Annotated in this window: 13 protein-coding genes; 7 read left to right on the top strand and 6 right to left on the bottom strand. The window is 70.2% G+C overall.

Annotation, left to right across the window (positions count from 1 at the left end):
• Nucleotides 1-3: 3 nt before the first annotated feature.
• Both RI138_RS07225 and nadA read right to left on the bottom strand, forming a co-directional pair.
• A complete protein-coding gene (locus RI138_RS07225) occupies nt 4-2,316 on the bottom strand; it encodes a tetratricopeptide repeat protein (RefSeq protein WP_311119233.1) in 2,313 nt (770 codons plus the stop codon).
• Nucleotides 2,317-2,545: 229 nt separating this feature from the next.
• Nucleotides 2,546-3,733 carry a quinolinate synthase NadA gene (gene nadA, locus RI138_RS07220; RefSeq protein WP_311119232.1) on the bottom strand — a complete coding sequence of 396 codons (1,188 nt, stop codon included), beginning with the start codon at nt 3,731-3,733 and terminating at the stop codon, nt 2,546-2,548.
• A gap of 264 nt (nt 3,734-3,997) precedes the next feature.
• Here nadA and RI138_RS07215 point away from each other — a divergent pair, with 264 nt between their 5' ends.
• Nucleotides 3,998-4,354, top strand: coding sequence for an iron-sulfur cluster assembly accessory protein (locus RI138_RS07215; protein ID WP_006123927.1), 357 nt, complete (start codon nt 3,998-4,000; stop codon nt 4,352-4,354).
• Nucleotides 4,355-4,438: 84 nt separating this feature from the next.
• On the opposite strand, the gene RI138_RS07210 is transcribed toward RI138_RS07215, so the two are convergent.
• Nucleotides 4,439-5,848, bottom strand: a complete 1,410-nt coding sequence (locus RI138_RS07210) for a hypothetical protein (RefSeq protein ID WP_311119231.1) — start codon at nt 5,846-5,848, stop codon at nt 4,439-4,441.
• Between the two features lie 108 nt (nt 5,849-5,956).
• Nucleotides 5,957-6,154 carry a hypothetical protein gene (locus RI138_RS07205; protein WP_311119230.1) on the bottom strand — a complete coding sequence of 66 codons (198 nt, stop codon included), beginning with the start codon at nt 6,152-6,154 and terminating at the stop codon, nt 5,957-5,959.
• A gap of 157 nt (nt 6,155-6,311) precedes the next feature.
• Here RI138_RS07205 and RI138_RS07200 point away from each other — a divergent pair, with 157 nt between their 5' ends.
• Nucleotides 6,312-7,286, top strand: coding sequence for a carbohydrate kinase family protein (locus RI138_RS07200; RefSeq protein WP_096629266.1), 975 nt, complete (start codon nt 6,312-6,314; stop codon nt 7,284-7,286).
• 1 nt (nt 7,287) lies between these two features.
• Here RI138_RS07200 and RI138_RS07195 read toward each other — a convergent pair whose 3' ends face one another.
• Nucleotides 7,288-8,679: a cysteine desulfurase/sulfurtransferase TusA family protein gene (locus RI138_RS07195; RefSeq protein ID WP_311119229.1), complete on the bottom strand. Its 1,392-nt coding sequence runs from the start codon at nt 8,677-8,679 to the stop codon at nt 7,288-7,290.
• A 273-nt stretch (nt 8,680-8,952) separates the two neighbouring features.
• Here RI138_RS07195 and ctaC point away from each other — a divergent pair, with 273 nt between their 5' ends.
• The 4 genes from ctaC to RI138_RS07175 all read left to right on the top strand — a co-directional run bounded on the left by ctaC (nt 8,953) and on the right by RI138_RS07175 (nt 13,428).
• The gene (gene ctaC / locus RI138_RS07190; protein WP_096629269.1) at nt 8,953-9,921 is read left to right on the top strand and encodes an aa3-type cytochrome oxidase subunit II; all 969 of its coding nucleotides are present in this window, start codon (nt 8,953-8,955) and stop codon (nt 9,919-9,921) included.
• A complete protein-coding gene (gene ctaD / locus RI138_RS07185; RefSeq protein WP_096629270.1) occupies nt 9,918-11,654 on the top strand; it encodes an aa3-type cytochrome oxidase subunit I in 1,737 nt (578 codons plus the stop codon). Before ctaC ends, ctaD begins: the two co-directional genes overlap by 4 nt.
• Nucleotides 11,651-12,049, top strand: a complete 399-nt coding sequence (locus RI138_RS07180) for a cytochrome c oxidase subunit 4 (protein WP_096629272.1) — start codon at nt 11,651-11,653, stop codon at nt 12,047-12,049. Before ctaD ends, RI138_RS07180 begins: the two co-directional genes overlap by 4 nt.
• A gap of 125 nt (nt 12,050-12,174) precedes the next feature.
• Nucleotides 12,175-13,428 (top strand): L,D-transpeptidase, encoded by a 1,254-nt coding sequence (locus RI138_RS07175; RefSeq protein ID WP_311119228.1) that lies wholly within the window; start codon nt 12,175-12,177, stop codon nt 13,426-13,428.
• Between the two features lie 77 nt (nt 13,429-13,505).
• On the opposite strand, the gene RI138_RS07170 is transcribed toward RI138_RS07175, so the two are convergent.
• Entirely contained in the window at nt 13,506-13,907 is a 402-nt protein-coding gene (locus tag RI138_RS07170) for a DNA-binding transcriptional response regulator (RefSeq protein ID WP_096629275.1), read from the bottom strand.
• A 199-nt stretch (nt 13,908-14,106) separates the two neighbouring features.
• Between RI138_RS07170 and ctaE the strand changes: the two genes are divergently transcribed.
• A complete protein-coding gene (gene ctaE, locus RI138_RS07165; protein ID WP_096629277.1) occupies nt 14,107-14,727 on the top strand; it encodes an aa3-type cytochrome oxidase subunit III in 621 nt (206 codons plus the stop codon).
• Nucleotides 14,728-14,778: the final 51 nt, after the last annotated feature.

The raw sequence follows: 14,778 nt of genomic DNA, 5'->3' as shown, positions 1-14,778 counted from the left end.
GCGTCAGGCCTCTCCGCCCAGTGCCCCGATGATCCGGCGCCAGGTCCCCCCGTGCGGTTCGGGGTGGCGGACGCTCAGGGCGACGGTCTCCTCCACCAGCCGGGCGCGGGTCTCCTCGCCGGCCCTGTGCAGGAGCGCGGCCAGGTCGTCCGGGTCGAACCCCGAGGTCTCTCCCGAGAGCACCAGGGCCACCTGGGCATGGGTGAGCGAGGAGAGCCGGTCGTGGAAGACCTGGCCCTCGATGCCCCCGGCGTGCATCAGCGCGGTGCCGTCCCCGGCTTCCAACGCCCGCTCCACGTAGGCCTGGAGGGCGTCGCGGTCCTCCACCAGCCGGTACGCGGCGTCCAGGCCCTCGGTGCGGCCGATGTCGAGCATCGCGACGTGGGCCAGCGGGGTGGCGGCGGGCGGCTGCACGTCCAGGAGGCGCGGGTGCTCCTCCAGATAGGCCCGTGACTCCGCCCAGTCCGCGCACTCCAGCCACTGGGCCAGCTGCTCCGAAAGGATCAGCGGATCGTAGGCGGCGGTCACCCCGTGGGCGAGGACGGACTCGCGGAGCAGGGCGTGCCGCTTGGCGCCGAGGGGGTCCAGGACCGCCAGCTCGTCGAGGGCGGTCACCGCCTCCCCGCCGCTGAGGACATCGGCGTTCTGCGACCAGAAATCGCGGGAGCGGGGCCAGTCGGGTGCGAACATCCAGGCGCTGACGAGGTCCAGGGTCTTCGCAGGCAGGGCCAGCCAGTCCGGCACGGGCGTGAAGGTCTCCTCCTCCCACGCCGTGTGCACCGCGGCGCTGTCACCGTACGCGCGCAGCGCCCGCCTCGCCCGTACGGTCACGGTGTCCGCGTTCCCGTTCCGCTCCCCGTCCTCGTCGAGCCACCGCACCAGCTCGCTCACTCCGGTCGCGGGCCAGGGGTCCGGGCAGCGCAGCAGGAAGACGCTCCGTTCGACGCCCAGGCGCCGGGCGACCGCCGGGTCGGCCGCCGTGAACTCCTTGACCGTTTCCTCGAATTCCTCGATCGCCGCCGTGTGTTCGCCGGTACGGGCGAGTGCCCGGGTCAGGTCGTCGAGAGCGGAGACCAGGGCGGTGACCGGGGCATCGCAGCCGCCGGGGTCCTCCAACGCCAGAGACCGGTGGAGAGCCACCGACTCCCAGAACGCTTCCACCGCCCCCTCCGCATCACCGCTCGCCCCCAGGTGCGTGCCGAGCAGATGGAGCGAGCGGGCCAGTTCCGGCAGGACGTCGTCGCCCTGTTCACGCAGCAGACCGACGGCCTCCCGCGCCGGGGCCGACGCCTGCGCGGGGCCACCGGTGCCGGCCAGGCTCCGGGCGAGGGTGCGGAGAGCGGCGGCCAGGCCCGGGCGGAAGGCGTCAGGGTGTTGCCCGGCAGGCTCGCGGAGCAGGGCCACCGCCTCCTCCGCAGCCCGCAGGCCCGCCGCCGGGTCTCCGGCCCTGTTGAGGTGACCGGCCAGGCCGTCGAGTGCCGTGGCCAGCTCCGGGCGGAAGACATCCGGCCGCAGGTCGGCGAGTTCACGGAAGCAGTCGCCCGCCTCCCGGGCCGCGTCGATCGCGCCGGAGAGGTCGCTCACGGCCGCGCGGTGGTCGCCGAGGGCGTGCAGAGCGGCGGCGAGCCGGGGCAGGAAGGCCTCCGCCTCCTCCTCGGCGAGGTGCCGGAGGAGGCCGACCGCCTCCTCGGCCCGGGGCACGGCCTCCACCGGCTCCCCGGCGCCCGCCAGATGCGCGGCGCAGCCCAGCAGGTACGCCGCGAGCGCCGGAACGGACGCGCCCGGCCGCTCCTCCTCGATCAGCTCGCGCTGGAGCCGTACGGACTGCTTCGCGAACGGCACGGCGGTCGCCCGGTCCCCGGTGTCGGCGATCCGGTCGCCCAGGGCGTCCATGGCCAGGGCCAGCTCCGCCTGGAAGTCCCCCGGGCGCTTCATACCGAGCTCGGCGTAGATCTGCGCGGACTCCTGCGCCGGGGGCAGGGCGCCGGTGCGGTCCCCGGTGGCGCGGACCCGGTCCGACAGCCGGTGCAGGGCCGCGGCCAGGGCGGGCAGGAAGTCGCCCGGCTCCTCCGCGTCGAGCGCCCGGTAGATCTCCACCTCCTCCTCCGCCGCCGCCAGGGCCCCTTCACGGTCCCCGGCACCGGCCCGCAGCACGGAGAGGCTGTCCAGCATCGCGGCGAGCGCGAGCCGGGCCGCGGGGGCGCTCTCGGCGAGGCTGCGGCAGCCCCGTACGGTCTCCTCCGCACGCGGCAGCGCGCCGGTGTCCGTCCCACCCGCGCCACCCGCGATGTCGGCCCCGTGGTCCTCGTAGCTCATACCCGCCCCACCGTCTCGCTGCTCATCGCTGTCCACGTCGTTCCGCGGCCGTGCCGGAGAGCGGCCGACTGCGGTGAGTAGCAGCGTAGTTACACAAAGGGTGGGGCGGGTGCCGTACGGGCGAAGTGGCCCGATCCGGGCCCAGGGGCCGCCGCGGGGGCGTCTCGGCGCAGACGAGGGGCCCGGCCCGCCGTCACGACGGCGAACCGGGCCCCTCAGCGCCCACCCGCTACGGCAGCGCCAGCATCCGCTCCAGCGCGAGCTTGGCGTACTTCTCGGTCTCCGGGTCGACCTCGATCCGGTTGACCAGCTTGCCGTCGGCCAGCGACTCCAGGGTCCAGACCAGGTGCGGCAGGTCGATGCGGTTCATCGTCGAGCAGAAGCAGACCGTCTTGTCGAGGAAGACGATCTCCTTGTCCTCGGAAGCGAAACGATTCGCCAGGCGGCGGACCAGGTTCAGCTCCGTGCCGATCGCCCACTTCGAGCCGCGCGGGGCCGCCTCCAGGGCCTTGATGATGTACTCCGTCGAGCCGACGTAGTCCGCGGCCGCGACGACCTCGTGCTTGCACTCGGGGTGCACCAGCACATTGACCCCGGGAATCCGGGCCCGGACGTCCTCGACCGACTCGACCGAGAAGCGGCCGTGGACCGAGCAGTGGCCGCGCCACAGGATCATCTTCGCGTTCCGCAGCTGCTCGGCGGTGAGGCCGCCGTTGGGCTTGTGCGGGTTGTAGACGACGCAGTCCGTGAGGCTCATCCCCATGTCCCGCACGGCCGTGTTGCGGCCCAGGTGCTGGTCCGGGAGGAAGAGGATCTTCTCGCCCTGCTCGAAGGCCCACTCCAGGGCCCGCTTCGCGTTCGAGGACGTACAGATCGTGCCGCCGTGCCGGCCGGTGAAGGCCTTGATGTCCGCGGAGGAGTTCATGTACGAGACGGGCACGACCTGGTCGGCGACCCCGGCATCGGTCAGCACGTCCCAGCACTCCGCGACCTGCTCGGCGGTGGCCATGTCGGCCATCGAGCAGCCCGCCGCCAGGTCCGGCAGCACGACCGCCTGGGCGTCGGTGGTCAGGATGTCCGCCGACTCGGCCATGAAGTGCACACCGCAGAAGACGATGTACTCCGCCTCCGGGCGCGCGGCCGCGTCGCGGGCCAGCTTGAACGAGTCGCCGGTGACGTCCGCGAACTGGATGACCTCGTCGCGCTGGTAGTGGTGGCCGAGGACGAACACCTTGTCCCCGAGCTTCTCCTTCGCGACGCGGGCGCGCTCCACCAGGTCCGGGTCGGAGGGGGAGGGGAGATCGCCGGGGCATTCGACGCCGCGCTCGCTCCTCGGGTCGGCCTCACGGCCGAGCAGCAGCAGCGCGAGCGGTGTCGGCTGTACGTCCAGGGGCTGGGCCGTGGTCACGTCACGCACCCTTTCTAGTCTGCGAACTCAGTGAACTCCGCGAACTTCTGCGAAGAGCTTCGGCGAACTCCGCCTTTTCGTCTATTTGACGCTATCTATGATAGCCGCTTCGTGTCACTTTGACGATGCCGATAGCGTCGATGTGACGCATCCCCCGGGCGACCGGGTGTGCGAGCATGAAAAGGAACAGACAAGCGCTTGGCCCGGAATGAATCCGCGGGTCTGGCGGTTGAACCGTCGGCAAGCAGTCCGTACAACCCGGGAGAGAAGCAGATGTCCGTATCGGACGAGACCACCACCGTGAGCGACGGCATCCTCCTGTCCGACGCCGCCGCCGCCAAGGTCAAGGCCCTGCTGGAGCAGGAGGGCCGCGAGGACCTGGCGCTGCGCGTCGCCGTCCAGCCCGGCGGTTGCTCGGGCCTGCGCTACCAGCTCTTCTTCGACGAGCGCTCGCTCGACGGTGACGTCGTGAAGGACTTCGACGGTGTGAAGGTCGTCACCGACCGGATGAGCGCCCCGTACCTGGGCGGCGCCTCCATCGACTTCGTCGACACGATCGAGAAGCAGGGCTTCACGATCGACAACCCCAACGCCACCGGCTCCTGCGCCTGCGGCGACTCGTTCAGCTAAACGCCGCGCACCGGCATACGAGGGCGGCCCCGGGGATTCCTCCCGGGGCCGCCCTCGTACGTCCGCGTCCCGTACGTCCGCGTCTCAGCCGCGCGGCACCGTGGCGCCCGACGCCGCGTCGATCACCGTGCGGTCCCCGAGCGGCTTCTCCAGCGTCACCGTCCGGGTCAGCTCCTTGGCGATCATGATGCAGGCGCCCTCCCGCGGCTGCTCGGTGACCGAGATCCGCACCTGGCCCGCGCTCTCCTCGGCGCTCGCCGTGTACGTACTGCACACGCCGCCCCAGAAGGTCACCTCAAGGGTCCGGCCGTCCGCCGCGTACGAGGTCACCTTCCGGTCCCCGGAGGGCGCCGGCGTCTCCGGCTTCTCGATGAACTCCGGATCCACGGCGACCTGCGTGACCGTGTCCTCCGGCCCGCCCGGCGCCTGCCGGACCGTGAACAGCCACGACGGCACCAGTGTCTGCCGGCCGTCCACATAGTGCAGGGCGAGGCCGAACACCGCGTCCTCGACCGTCCGCTCCACCGGCGCCCGCTTGCCGTTCGACGGGACGCAGTCGGGCACCGAGGTCTTCGGCTCACCCTCCAGCGGGACGGGAGTGGCGCACCCGCCGATGTCCCGGCCGCCGTCCCCCTTGCCCTTGCTCGCCGCGTTCAGCTGCTCCAGCGCCTCGTCCGCGCCGATCGCCGGGTAGGTGTCCCCCTTCTCCAGCGCCTTCAGATGGCCGCTGCCGCCGGTCACCTCGCCGTCCGGGCCCACCTGGATACCGGTGGACCAGCCGTACGTGGGGAGCCCGTCGACCTTCGGGGCGGCGTTGACCACGCGGGCATCGCCGATGAGCTGGCCCGCGTTCAGCGCCGCGTCGTCCTGCCCGGCCGCCTTGAGGACCGGGGCCGCGGCAGCCTTCGCCGCTCTCTCGCTCACCGGGGTGCCGCCCGGCTCCCCGGACCCGTTCGCACACACCTTCCCCGGCTCGCAGGGCTTCACCGGGGTGGTGCGGGCGAACGTCCAGGTGCCCGGGGCCTGCTTCGTCACCTTCAGGAGCGCGCCGGGGCCGTCGCCGTCGCCGACCACCCAGGACGTGCCCTCGGTGCGCGGCGTGCCCGGGATGCCCAGTGCCTTGGCCAGCCGGGCCACCTCGGCCGACGCCACCGTGCCCCGGGCGTGGTGCACCGCCGCCTCGTCCGGACCGTCGGGCAGTTCGCCCGACGCCCGGTAGACCACCGGCGGACCGCCCGGGTCCGGTTCGCCGGGCGCGATGCCCGGGGGAGGGGTGCTCGGGCCGTCCGCCGCGGCGGCGGCGTCCAGGGTCAGCGGGGCCGCGTCCTTCGCCGCCGCCCCGCCGTCCGCCGCGCCGCCGCCCGAAGCGGTCGAGGCCCAGTACGCCCCGCCGCCCCCGGCCAGCAGCACGGCCGCGGCCACGGAGGCCACCGCGAGGGGCGGACGCCGCCGCCGGGGGCCGGTCACGTCGTTGTCGGGTCGCTCGGTGCTCACCGGATCGCTCCTTCGACTGCGTTGCCGTCGCGGTGTCTGCCGCGTGCCCCCGGACGGGGACACCGGTGGGACGGAGCGGAGGAGCGTGCGGTTCCCCGACGGCCGCCGTCAGTCGCCGTACTCGGACATCGCGTCGATCAACCGGGCCGACGCGGGCGGGACCGTCACCCCGTGGATCAGGGCCGGCTCCACCCGGGCCGGGGCGCTCCTCGCGGGTACGGCCCAGTGCGGCGCCATCCGCGCGCAGTCCCCGCGCAGCTCCGCCAGGCTCACTTCGGACTCTCGCGATGCGGTGTGCTTCGACATATCCGCACCGTAACCACGGTCACCCTCAGGTAGAAAGCCCTACTATCGGGTAGTTTTCCCTATTCCTCGTCGGAGAGCTCACCCGGTAGCGTGAACTGTCACGCCGTCCCGGAGGGCGCAGTCACGGCCCTTCGCCTTCCGCAGGAGTAGCCTCCCCGTGCGTATCGCAGTCACCGGCTCCATCGCCACTGACCACCTGATGACGTTTCCCGGCCGTTTCGCCGACCAGCTGGTCGCGGATCAGCTGCACACGGTCTCCCTCTCCTTCCTGGTCGACAACCTCGACGTGCGCCGGGGCGGTGTCGCCGCCAACATCTGCTTCGGCATGGGACTGCTCGGCACCCGCCCGATCCTGGTCGGCGCGGCGGGCTCGGACTTCGACGAGTACCGCGCCTGGCTCGACCGGCACGGCGTCGAGACCGGCTCGGTGCGGATCTCCGAGGTGCTGCACACCGCCCGCTTCGTCTGCACCACCGACGCCGACCACAACCAGATCGGCTCCTTCTACACCGGCGCGATGAGCGAGGCCCGCCTCATCGAGCTGAAGAACGTCGCCGACCGCGTGGGCGGCCTCGACCTCGTCTCCATCGGCGCCGACGACCCCGAGGCGATGCTCCGCCACACCGAGGAGTGCCGCTCCCGGAACATCCCGTTCGCCGCGGACTTCTCGCAGCAGATCGCGCGGATGGACGGCGAGGAGATCCGCATCCTCCTCGACGGCGCCACGTACCTCTTCTCCAACGAGTACGAGAAGGGGCTCATCGAGTCCAAGACCGGCTGGAGCGACGAGGAGATCCTCGCCAAGGTCGGCCACCGCGTCACCACCCTCGGCGCCCGCGGTGTCCGGATCGAGCGGGCGGGCGAGCCGGTCATCGAGGTCGGCTGCCCCGAGGAGGAGACCAAGGCCGACCCCACCGGCGTCGGCGACGCCTTCCGCGCGGGCTTCCTCTCCGGCCTCGCCTGGGGCGTCGGCCTGGAGCGCGCCGCCCAGGTCGGCTGCATGCTCGCCACCCTGGTCATCGAGACGGTCGGCACCCAGGAGTACACCCTGCGCCGCACCCACTTCATGGACCGCTTCACCAAGGCGTACGGCCACGAGGCCGCAGCCGAGGTCCAGCAGCACCTGGCGTGATTCAGCCGAGCCGGCGGACCACATAGGCCGAGCCCCGGTCCGCCGGCTCCTCGCCCACGTACTCCTGACCCCGCATCTCGCACCAGGCCGGGATGTCCAGGCGCGCCGCCTCGTCGTCGGCGAGGACCGTCACCGTGGCGCCCACCGGTACCTCCCCGATCACCTTTGCGAGCTCGATCACCGGGATCGGGCAGCGGCGGCCCAGCGCGTCGACGACCAGGGACGCGGCAGGCTCGGGGGAGGGAGGCACGGAGGGCGCCGACGCCGGTGCGCCGAGCCGCTCGCGCACCTCCGCGACCACCCCGGGCAGCGCGTCGAGGAAGCGGTCCACGTCGGCCCCGGCCGTGCCCGTCGGCAGCGAGACCCGGATGTTCCCCTCCGACAGCACACCCATCGCCCTGAGCACATGGCTCGGCTCCAGTGTGCTGCTCGTACAGGACGAACCGGACGATACGGAGAACTCCCTCCGGTCCAGCTCGTGCAGCAGAGTCTCCCCGTCGACATAGAGACAGGAGAAGGTGACCAGATGCGGCAGCCGCCGCTCCGGATCGCCCACCACCTCCACATCGGGCACCCGCTCCGCCACGACGGCCCGGATCCGGTCGACCAGGGCCCGCAGCCGCACCGACTCCGCCGCCGCCTCGTCCCGTACGGCGCGCAGGGAGGCGGCCGCCGCCACGATCGCGGGCAGGTTCTCGAACCCCGGCGCCCGCCCCGACTCCCGCTCCTCGGCGGGGCCTTGGGGTGCGAAGCGCACCCCCTTGCGGACGGCGAGCAGTCCCACCCCGGCCGGCCCGCCCCACTTGTGCGCGCTCGCCGTCAGCAGCGACCAGCCGCCCGCCACCGGCCCCCAGCCGAGCGACTGGGCCGCGTCCACCAGCAGCGGCACCCCGGCATCCGCGCAGCGCGCGGCGACCTCGGCCACCGGCTGCTCGGTGCCCACTTCGTGGTTGGCCGACTGGAGACAGGCCAGCGCGGTGTCCGCCCGCAGCGCCCCGGCGTACGCCGCCGGGTCCACCGCTCCCGACCGGCCCACCGGCACCTCGGTGAACGAGCCGCCCGCCGCCTCGTGGGCCGCCGCCGAATGGAGCACCGAGGAGTGTTCGACCGCCGACACCGTCAGATGGCGGCCGACACGCCGACGCCCCGAAAGTGCCCCGGCAATTCCCGCGTGCACCGCGGACGTCCCCGAAGAGGTGAACACCAGCTCGTCCGGACGGCAGCCGACCGCCTCCGCGGCGGCCTCCCGGGCCGCGTCCAGCAGCAGCCGGGCGCGTCGGCCCTCCCGGTACAGCCGGGCGGGATCGGCCCAGCCCTCGTCCAGCGCGGCAAGCAGTGCCTGGCGTGCGACGGGGTGCAGGGGGGCGGCGGAGGCGGCATCGAAGTAGGGCACGCCGCCACGCTAGCCCGCGCCCGGCCCCACCTCGGCGGCGGCCGCTCTCCCCGGCCGGGCGAGTGGCCGTCAGATGGGGGCCGGAGGCCCGGATTCCACCCCTTGGGGGTGTCGGGCGGCGCGTTGGGCACCCTCCCCGCGCGACCCCAAATAGCGTCCAGTAGGGTTTGGTCCGCATAAACATCCAAACCCCTGCCCGCGTCAGGGCCGGCGACCGACCAGAGACATACGGGCGCGCCGACCGTGCGGGCGAGACTCTCGGGAAGGCGCTACGTGAGTCCCAACGGCTCCGACCGCTCGTCGCGGCGCCCGATGCGGCGGAAGCTGCCGCAGGTGCTGACTGCGGGCCTGGTCCTGGCGACGGCCTCCGGTTGTTCATACAACTGGGAGGATTTTCCCCGCCTCGGTATGCCCACCCCGGTAACGGAAGAGGCCCCTCGGATCCTCTCCCTCTGGCAAGGCTCGTGGGCGGCAGCGCTCGTCACGGGTGTCCTTGTCTGGGGGCTGATCCTCTGGAGCGTCTTCTTCCACCGGCGCAGCCGGACCAAGGTGGAGGTACCTCCGCAGACCAGGTACAACATGCCCATCGAGGCGTTGTACACAGTGGTTCCCCTCATCATCGTCTCGGTGCTCTTCTACTTCACCGCGCGTGATGAGTCGAAGCTCCTTGAGCTCTCCGACAAGCCCGCCCACACCATCAACGTGGTCGGCTACCAGTGGAGCTGGGGCTTCAACTACATCGAGAAGGTGGAAGGCCAGCCCGCTGCGGGCAAGGAGATCCCCAAGGAGCTCTCGGCCATCCCGGACAGGTTCCAGAAGGACTTCCCCGAGGGCGCCGGCGGCGTCTACGACGTGGGCATCCCCGGGACCCGTAACCCCCAGAACGGCAACCCGGGTCCGACCCTGTGGCTGCCGAAGGGGGAGAAGGTCCGCTTCGTCCTCACTTCGCGCGACGTCATCCACTCCTTCTGGGTGGTGCCGTTCCTCATGAAGCAGGACGTCATTCCGGGCCACACCAACGTGTTCGAGGTGACCCCCAACCGGGAGGGCACCTTCATGGGCAAGTGCGCCGAGCTCTGTGGCGTCGACCACTCCCGGATGCTCTTCAACGTCAAGGTCGTCTCCCCCGAGCGTTACCAGCAGCACCTCAAGGAGCTCGCTGAGAAGGGTCAGACGGGCTACGTGCCGGCGGGCATCGAGCAGACGGACCCGGCCAGGAATGCGGAGAAGAACCAACTGTGAGCATCCTCAACGAACCTCAGGGTGCTGCGCCGGCAGACGACTCGTACGAGGACGAGCTGCCGGTGCGGCGCAAGGAGCCGGGAAACGTCGTCATCAAGTGGCTGACCACCACTGACCACAAGACGATCGGCTCGCTCTACCTGGTCACGTCGTTCGCGTTCTTCATCATCGGCGGAATCATGGCGCTCTTCATGCGCGCCGAGCTGGCTCGTCCCGGCACGCAGATCATGTCGAACGAGCAGTTCAACCAGGCGTTCACGATGCACGGCACGATCATGCTGCTGATGTTCGCGACGCCGCTGTTCGCCGGGTTCGCGAACTGGATCATGCCGTTGCAGATCGGCGCGCCCGATGTGGCGTTCCCGCGGCTGAACATGTTCGCGTACTGGCTGTACCTCTTCGGCTCGCTCATCGCGGTGGCGGGTTTCCTGACCCCGCAGGGTGCGGCTGACTTCGGCTGGTTCGCCTACGCGCCGCTGAACGACGCGGTCCGCTCGCCGGGCATCGGCGCCGACATGTGGATCATGGGCCTGGCCTTCTCCGGCTTCGGTACGATTCTCGGCTCGGTCAACTTCATCACCACGATCATCTGCATGCGCGCACCCGGCATGACGATGTTCCGCATGCCGATCTTCACCTGGAACGTCCTGCTGACCGGTGTGCTGGTCCTGCTGGCCTTCCCGGTTCTGGCCGCCGCGCTCTTCGCGCTGGAGGCGGACCGTAAATTCGGTGCGCATATCTTCGATTCCGCCAATGGCGGCGCGTTGCTCTGGCAACACCTCTTCTGGTTCTTCGGACACCCAGAGGTGTACATCATCGCCCTGCCGTTCTTCGGAATCATTTCCGAGGTCATCCCGGTATTCAGCCGCAAGCCGATGTTCGGCTACATCGGTCTGATCGCCGCGACGATCGCCATCGCCGGTCTTTCCGTGACGGTCTGGGCGCACCACATGTATGTGACGGGCGGCGTGCTCTTGCCGTTCTTCTCCTTCATGACCTTCCTTATCGCGGTGCCAACCGGTGTGAAGTTCTTCAACTGGATCGGCACGATGTGGAAGGGGTCCTTGTCCTTCGAGACACCGATGCTCTGGGCCGTCGGCTTCCTGATCACCTTCACCTTCGGTGGTCTGACCGGCGTCATCCTGGCCTCGCCCCCGATGGACTTCCACGTCTCGGACTCGTACTTCGTCGTCGCGCACTTCCACTACGTCATCTTCGGCACCGTGGTCTTCGCGATGTTCTCCGGATTCCACTTCTGGTGGCCGAAGTTCACCGGCAAGATGCTGGACGAGCGGCTCGGCAAGATCACGTTCTGGACGCTGTTCGTGGGCTTCCACGGCACGTTCCTGGTGCAGCACTGGCTCGGTGCCGAGGGCATGCCGCGTCGCTACGCGGACTACCTCGCCGCCGACGGCTTCACCGCTCTGAACACGATCTCGACCATCGCGTCCTTCGTGCTCGGACTGTCGATGCTGCCGTTCTTCTACAACGTCTGGAAGACCGCCAAGTACGGCAAGAAGATCGAGGTCGACGACCCGTGGGGCTACGGCCGTTCGCTGGAGTGGGCGACTTCCTGCCCGCCGCCGCGGCACAACTTCCTCACGCTGCCGCGCATCCGTTCCGAATCGCCGGCGTTCGACCTGCACCACCCCGAGATCGCGGCGCTCGAACAGCTTGAGCACCACTCCGAGTCGGACAAGGCCCTCGCCGGCGGCAAGGAGGCAGGCAAGTGAAGATCCAGGGACAGATGTTCATCTGGCTGAGCGTCTTCATCCTCGCCATGGCCGTCGTGTACGGCGTGTGGTCGAAGGAGCCGGTCGGCACCACGGCCCTCTTCCTGGCCTTCGGCCTGGCCCTCATGATCGGCTTCTACCTGGCCTTCACGGCCAAGCGGGTCGACGCCATGGCCCAGGACAACAAGGAGGCGGACGTCGCCGACGAGGCGGGCGAGCTGGGGTTCTTCTCCCCGCACAGCTGGCAGCCCCTCGCCCTGGCGGTCGGTGGCGCCTTCGCCTTCCTGGGCATCGCCGTCGGCTGGTGGCTGATGTACTTCTCGGCCCCGCTGCTCCTGATCGGCCTCTTCGGCTGGGTGTACGAGTACTACCGGGGTGAGAACCAGACCCAGTGACACCCTGCCAGAGGTGACACGCGCTACACCACGAAAGGCCCGCATCGCCGCAAGCGACGCGGGCCTTTCGCTCGTTTGCAGTCACTGAACGCGCTGCAACGGACGAATCTTCTTAGCGTGGACGCATGAACCACACGCCGCGCATCCGCACCGTAGTGAGCTGCACCCTGCTGGTCGTGACCCTCGCCGCGGGTGCGACCGCCTGTGGCTCACCCGACGGCCACCCGCTCTCGACGAAGCCGTACGACGCGGGCGACCAGGTCTCCTTCAACGGCCCCTCCAAGAACGAGAAGGCCGACCCCGACAAGCCGCTGGAAGTCGTCGTCAAGGGCGACGACGGCCGCATCACCGACGTCAGCGCCGTGGACACGGGGGGCCGCCACCTGGCGGGCGAGCTCTCGGCCGACGGGCGCCGGTGGCGCTCCACCGCCCCGCTCGCGGCCGGTACCGGATACACCGTCAGGGTCTCCACCGAGAACAGCGACGGCGCCCCCGGCGTCCGTACGCTCTCCTTCGACACCTCCTCGCCCAAGAAGCTGCTGAAGGTCGCCTTCGGCCCGCAGGCAGGCACCTACGGCGTCGGACAGCCCGTCACCGCGGAACTCAGCGCCCCGATCACCGACAAGGCCTCCCGGGCCACCGTCGAGCGCGCCCTGAAGGTGCGCTCCACCCCGGCGGTCACCGGCTCCTGGTACTGGGTCGACGACAAGACGCTGCACTACCGCCCGAAGGAGTACTGGCCCGCGAACGCCACCATCGAGGTGCGCTCCAACCTCACGGGCATCAAGGTGACCAAGTCCCTCTACGGAGCCGAGGCCAAGCCCCTGAAGCTCACCACCGGCGACCGTATCGAGGCCGTCACCGACGCCTCGGACCACTCCATGACGGTCCTCCGCAACGGAGAAGTGATCAACACCATTCCGGTCACCACCGGCAAGCCCGGCTTCTCCACCCGCAACGGCGTCAAGGTGGTGCTGGCGAAGGAGTACTACGTACGGATGCGCGGGGAGAGCATCGGCATCGCGGCGGGCTCCTCCGAGTCGTACGACCTGCCGGTCTACTACGCCACCCGGGTGACCTGGAGCGGTGAGTACGTCCACGCCGCGCCCTGGTCGACCGGCTCCCACGGCTATGCCAACGTCAGCCACGGCTGCACCGGCATGAGCACCAGCAACGCCGCGTGGTTCTTCGAGACCGTGCGCCAGGGCGACATCGTCAAGGTCGTCGGCAGCGCGGGGGAGGACATGAGCCCGTTCGGGAACGGGTTCGGCGACTGGAACCTCTCCTGGGAGAAGTGGCAGAAGGGCAGTGCCCTCAACGAGGGGGTGCCGGACAGCCCTCAGACCCTCCAGGCCGCCCGGCTGCGCCCCCACGTCTGATCCCGGCCCCAGGAGTGCCCCGCGACGCGGAACGCCCCTCAGGCGGCCACAGGGGCCCAGGGATGCGCAGAGGCCCCTCAGGCCTCCACGGCGAGCCGGCGGCGCAGCAGCGCCGCGAGCGCGTCGGGGAACTCCGCCGGGTCCACCGGGAGCGTCACCGCGGACTCCGCGCGGCTCCAGGTGGCCAGCCACGCGTCCTGCGGGCGGCCCATCAGCAGCAGCACCGGCGGGCAGTCGTAGATCTCGTCCTTGATCTGCCGGCAGACGCCCATACCGCCGACGGGGGCCGTCTCGCCGTCCAGCACGCAGACGTCCACACCGCCCTTGTCCAGCGCCGCCAGGACGGCCGGGAGGGTCGCGCACTCCAGGAACTCCACCGGTGGGACGTCCGCGGCAGGCCTGCGACCGGCTGCCAGCCTCACCTGCTCGCGGATGTTGGCGTCGTCGCTGTAGACCAGGACCGTGGCGGTCGCCTGCATTGTTCCTCCGTGACATCGGCGTCGTCGGGGCTCTCGGGGCATGAACCGATGCGCGGATCGTACTCCGCCCGACTGCCTGTCAGCACCGGTAATGACGACGATTCGATGGGCCGTTCGGCGCAGGGCGCACCCCCCGCAGACGGCACGGACACACCGAACGGCACCCCCCGGAGTGAGGGCGGGATAAGCGACCGACATAATGTCGGTCGTGGCGACAGCAACGACAGTAGAAACCGGGCACGCGCACCCGTCGGTCAATCGGCCGAACCTCACCAGCGTCGGAACCATCATCTGGTTGAGTTCCGAGCTGATGTTCTTCGCGGCCCTCTTCGCGATGTACTTCACCCTGCGATCGGTGACGGGACCCGAGTACTGGAAGGAGATGGCCGGCCATCTGAACTTCCCGTTCTCGGCGACGAACACCACGATCCTGGTGCTCTCCTCACTCACCTGCCAGCTCGGCGTCTTCGCCGCCGAGCGGGGCGATGTGAAGAAGCTCCGCACCTGGTTCATCATCACCTTCGTGATGGGGTCGATCTTCATCGGCGGCCAGGTCCTGGAGTACGTGGAACTGGTCAAGGAAGCGGGGCTCTCCCTCTCGTCCGGCCCGTACGGTTCGGTGTTCTACCTGACCACCGGCTTCCACGGACTGCATGTGGCAGGCGGTCTCATCGCCTTCCTGCTGGTTCTCGGGAGGACGTACGCGGCCAAGAGGTTCACCCACGAGCAGGCCACCTCAGCCATCGTCGTGTCCTATTACTGGCACTTCGTCGATGTCGTGTGGATCGGCCTGTTCGCCACGATCTACATGATCAAGTAACCGGGCTCGCACCCGCCCACCATCGACGCAGAAGATCCTGACACCGGGGTA

The sequence above is a fragment of the Streptomyces durocortorensis genome, from assembly GCF_031760065.1.
Classification (GTDB): Bacteria; Actinomycetota; Actinomycetes; order Streptomycetales; family Streptomycetaceae; genus Streptomyces.
Note: the sequence above shows the minus strand (reverse complement) of the source record. Positions and strands in the feature narration are given on the sequence as shown.

Coding starts and splice junctions, on each gene's coding strand:
- RI138_RS07175 (WP_311119228.1), top strand. CDS start 12,175: ATGAACCACACGCCGCGCATCCGCACCGTAGTGAGCTGCACCCTGCTG.
- RI138_RS07170 (WP_096629275.1), bottom strand. CDS start 13,907: ATGCAGGCGACCGCCACGGTCCTGGTCTACAGCGACGACGCCAACATC.
- ctaE (WP_096629277.1), top strand. CDS start 14,107: ATGTCGGTCGTGGCGACAGCAACGACAGTAGAAACCGGGCACGCGCAC.
- RI138_RS07215 (WP_006123927.1), top strand. CDS start 3,998: ATGTCCGTATCGGACGAGACCACCACCGTGAGCGACGGCATCCTCCTG.
- RI138_RS07205 (WP_311119230.1), bottom strand. CDS start 6,154: ATGTCGAAGCACACCGCATCGCGAGAGTCCGAAGTGAGCCTGGCGGAG.
- RI138_RS07225 (WP_311119233.1), bottom strand. CDS start 2,316: ATGAGCTACGAGGACCACGGGGCCGACATCGCGGGTGGCGCGGGTGGG.